The sequence below is a fragment of the Funiculus sociatus GB2-C1 genome (assembly GCF_039962115.1).
Lineage (GTDB): Bacteria > Cyanobacteriota > Cyanobacteriia > Cyanobacteriales > FACHB-T130 > Funiculus > Funiculus sociatus.
In genome coordinates, this window is record NZ_JAMPKJ010000133.1 from 1 (window position 1) to 3,824 (window position 3,824).

The 3,824-nt window shown below is 44.3% G+C and carries 5 protein-coding genes; 4 read left to right on the forward strand and 1 reads right to left on the reverse strand.

The features are described from left to right. On the forward strand, window positions 1-309 hold a 309-nt coding region (locus tag NDI42_RS28690; RefSeq protein WP_277876774.1), incomplete at its 5' end, for an IS1 family transposase. 38 nt (window positions 310-347) lie between these two features. After that, on the forward strand, window positions 348-1,295 hold the full coding sequence (locus NDI42_RS28695) for an S-layer homology domain-containing protein (protein WP_348231896.1): 948 nt from the start codon (window positions 348-350) through the stop codon (window positions 1,293-1,295). A gap of 218 nt (window positions 1,296-1,513) precedes the next feature. Here NDI42_RS28695 and NDI42_RS28700 read toward each other — a convergent pair whose 3' ends face one another. Then, window positions 1,514-1,702, reverse strand: a complete 189-nt coding sequence (locus NDI42_RS28700; protein WP_190450563.1) for a hypothetical protein — start codon at window positions 1,700-1,702, stop codon at window positions 1,514-1,516. Between the two features lie 84 nt (window positions 1,703-1,786). Here NDI42_RS28700 and NDI42_RS28705 point away from each other — a divergent pair, with 84 nt between their 5' ends. Together NDI42_RS28705 and NDI42_RS28710 are read left to right on the forward strand one after the other, a co-directional pair. After that, on the forward strand, window positions 1,787-1,966 hold the full coding sequence (locus NDI42_RS28705; RefSeq protein ID WP_190439147.1) for a hypothetical protein: 180 nt from the start codon (window positions 1,787-1,789) through the stop codon (window positions 1,964-1,966). Window positions 1,967-2,353: 387 nt separating this feature from the next. Further along, complete coding sequence (locus tag NDI42_RS28710) at window positions 2,354-3,451, forward strand: helix-turn-helix domain-containing protein (protein ID WP_190450565.1); 1,098 nt, start codon at window positions 2,354-2,356, stop codon at window positions 3,449-3,451. The last annotated feature ends 373 nt before the right edge of the window (window positions 3,452-3,824 follow it).

The following is a 3,824-nucleotide window of genomic DNA, read 5'->3' on the forward strand; positions in this document are numbered from 1 at the left end:
TATATTGGCGAGCGCAGCGAACAAGGGGCTAGAGGATTATGGAATTCTCTCCCATCAATTTATCGACAATGTGCTGTTTGTTATACAGATTATTGGGCGGCTTATGAGAAAGTTATTCCAAGCAAACGGCATAAAGCCGTGAGTAAAAACAGTGGGCTGACCAACCATATTGAGAGATTTAATAATACGATGCGTCAAAGAATTTCTCGATTAGTTAGGAAAACTTTGTCTTTTTCTAAAAAGTTAGAAAATCACATCGGAGCTATATGGTATTTTATCCATCATTATAATGCGTCGCTATTTATGTAAGAATTTTTTCACTACATATTTACCACTACCAAAAAAACATTCTTACTGGATACCTTGATGGAACATATAGACCAAATAAAACACTCGCTCGCGATGAATTTGCTGCGATAATTCGTCAAGCTTTTAATCAAAACCAGGTAGCACAGATACCAAGTGGAAGTGTATATAAAGATGTTCCTGTAGGCTACTGGGCAGCTCCGGCAATTGAGGAAGCCTATCAAACTGGGTTTATGACTGGGTATCCTGGTGGTTTCTTTCATCCAAAAGAAGAAGTTTCCAAGGTTCAGGCAATAGTTTCCTTAGCGGAGGTTCTGGATGGTCTTTCTAGCCCTCCTACCGCATCTACAACTTCAACAACTCCCACTCAAGCAACTACTCCAGCAACTTCCACTCAAGCAACTATTCCAGCAACTCCCACTCAAGCAACTTCCACTCAAGCAACCAGAAGTCCCGCAGTCAGACGTCGAGCAACCAAGAAGCGTTTATTTATGCCCTTGGCAAGGACGTCCTTGATGTACCCAGTGTTTATGAACCAACAGAAGGCTCAGGCTGCCCCGGATAGCGGTGCCGTCCCCGCGGTGGCGGATAACCAGGCTACCCCGGATAGCAGCGCCGTCCCCGCGGTGGCGAATAACCAAACTACCCCGGCTAGCGATTCCTCATCAACCGTAGCTGTGGGTCAAGGTGTATTTCTTAACCGTCCTGCATCAGTGATTATTAGCGAATATTATGCAGACGCAGAGCAGATTCCTTACTACGCTATTAATGGTGTAGCCGAAGCCACAAAAGCAAATATTGTGGTTAACTATCCCGATCCAAGGGTTATCAATCCTAATCAACCTGCTACCCGTGGGGAGATTGCTGCTCTTATTCATCAAACCTTGGTTCGTCAGGGAAAGATACAACCTCTTGCTAGCAATGTAGAAGCTTCTAAGTATATTGTTTGCACTCCTAGTAGTAACCAAACTACTCAAACTGCACAATAACTTGAAAAGCAGTAAGGTGGGTATTACCCACCTTACTAATATCTTTGCTTAGCTGATATTTAAAAATTTATATAAAGTTAATATTATTTTACTTAAGCTGTTAGGCATTAAAGCTGGGTATTTTAGAGGCTGAAGCCCTTGACTGGTTCAGATAGCGCCATAAAATTAAATGCTGAACAGCTTACAGCGTTTTTTAACTTTAGTAGTAGAAAAATAAACTACTTTTGATGAGTATAGTTACCTAAAATTATCTGGCTGGCGTGTGATAGCTTGGCTGAAAATAGCTGATTGCGGTCGGCGATCGCTTGGGGATAGGCGATCGCATCCGTGAAAATACAGACTTTGGCAAAATGCTTCTTCCAGATTCCGTAATCTAACCCAAGAAATAGTGTAGTAGTTTCTGTCAAAGTTATATTAATCCACCAAATATCACCTAAGATAGATGCGTGGTGACAGCAATCCTTATTACTGCTATCTGGAATTCTCTAACTATGGCTCCACGATACAACAAGATTAAGTTCCCCCTCTGGCAGTTTCTCAACCAGCCAATCTTCAGTTCTAAAACCAAGCTGGTACTTAATCCCCGTCGCTTCTTGTACCTTTATAGCATTCATTTACTCGAACGCTGCTTGGCGAAAGATTACGAGCCAGGAAAGCGATATCCTCGCTAAATATCTATATTGCATTAAGTTGTCAGGAGTCAGCTATAGAAAGTACGTCTTTATAAAGAGTTAGGAGCCAAGCTTATGATAAGTTCTGGCTCCTGAATTCTGGGTGCTGAATCAGGCAACAATTAGCCACATTAATACATAAAAGCTGAAAACTGGCAAGCTCCCCATAGCCAGAGAAAATTGACTATTGACTGATCCGGAACCAGTGCCAACTTGTCGAAGAGATTACTCAGATAGTCCAAGCAGCTTGTGTCATCGTCAGTTATCGGTAAGTAAATCACTGATAACAGGCGCGGGGAGTAGCCAAAGCACTCCCTTGAAAAGATCATGCCTGGGCGATCGCGTTAAGTTTTGTTCTACAACGATCGCGTTCGACAAGATAAAGTCATGGCATTACAATCGGCATATGGTATCGGTATTACCGAAAGCCCCACCATTGAAATTTCCCAGGAAGTGTTGCGGTCTATCCTCAGCCGAATAGAAGCTGAACTTTATAGCAGCGAAGTCTATAACCGTTCTTTGGCTGGGTTACAGACGATCCTGGGAGAAGCTGCGGGGAATGCCCAAATTATGGTTAAGGCAGTGGGGCGAGAAGCTATCCGGCTAGCGTTCCAGCAGTTTGCCAAGACTTACAAAGTCGTTCCCGTCGCATCCACAGAAATCAGTAACAGTCAACAAGAACAGCAGCTTAGTAGTTCGTCGTCACTCGTTACAGAAGAGTTGTCAAGTTGTCCAGTGGAAACGTTATTAGAATCTAACAACCTGACAACGCCCACGGATAACGAACAACGAACAACCAACAACAAACCGAATAACTCACCCGCTAATTCCGAAGAAGCTGTGCCACCGTTTAGTAGCAGCAATATAGATCCGGTTTTCCCCAAACCAACTAAAAAACTCTCCAAGGCTCAACTGGCAGCGCAAATGGCTGCTCAAGAGCGGGAGGAGCGTCTGCGGCAAATTGGTCAGGAACTACGGCAGGCGCGTCATGCTCAGTCAATGACTATGCGACAAATTCATAATTTAACATTGGTGCCGCCCCATCACATTCAGGCTTTAGAAATTTGTCGTTTGGATCAATTGCCGGAAGATATCTATGTCAGAGGCTTTATTCGCCGGATAGGGGAGGCATTGGGGTTAGATGGGGCGGCAATGGCTGCTTCTTTACCTGCACCCGATCCTGTAAAAACTGTGGTGCCATCCTGGTATCGACCCGCATCAGCATCGGTATTTCAGCTTAGCACGCTACATTTATACGTCGGCTATGCGGCTCTTGTGGCTGGGGCAGTGGGAGGACTCGCTGTGACATCGAATCACTCACAGTCTTCAGCAACAGTTGATCCTCTGCCAGATGTTCCCTCGAATCCTTCTGTTTCAGAGTCTCAGCAAATTGCGAAACCTGCTAAACCAGGCTTAAAGTTGGGTAAGAAGGGGGTGGCAGTTGGAAATGATATTGCCCCGCCGGAAGCAATTAGTAGTAATTAGTTAAGTAGGCAGATGCGATTAAATTGAAGATGTTTGGAGGATGGTTTGAGGTCGGAAACCCATCATCCGCATGAGTTACGCTATCGCTAATCCATTTTACAAATAATTTAATCCTACCTACTTATTAGCTAATGGCTAATAGACCGTTTCTCAGTTGGGTCGAATATATCGCGGTTCTAACGTTCAGCCCACGTTGGTAAGGACATGGTATGGCCATGTTCTTACAGATGTATCTCACCGATTAGTCATTAACTACTAACTAGGGCGTGCTGAATAACGAGAAAAAAGCGGCGCTAATTAGGTTGGTGAGCGCTGCTTAGCTGGTCAAATGCCAGAAAAACCGGTAAAATCGCTCAAAACCCGTGCATCCCCC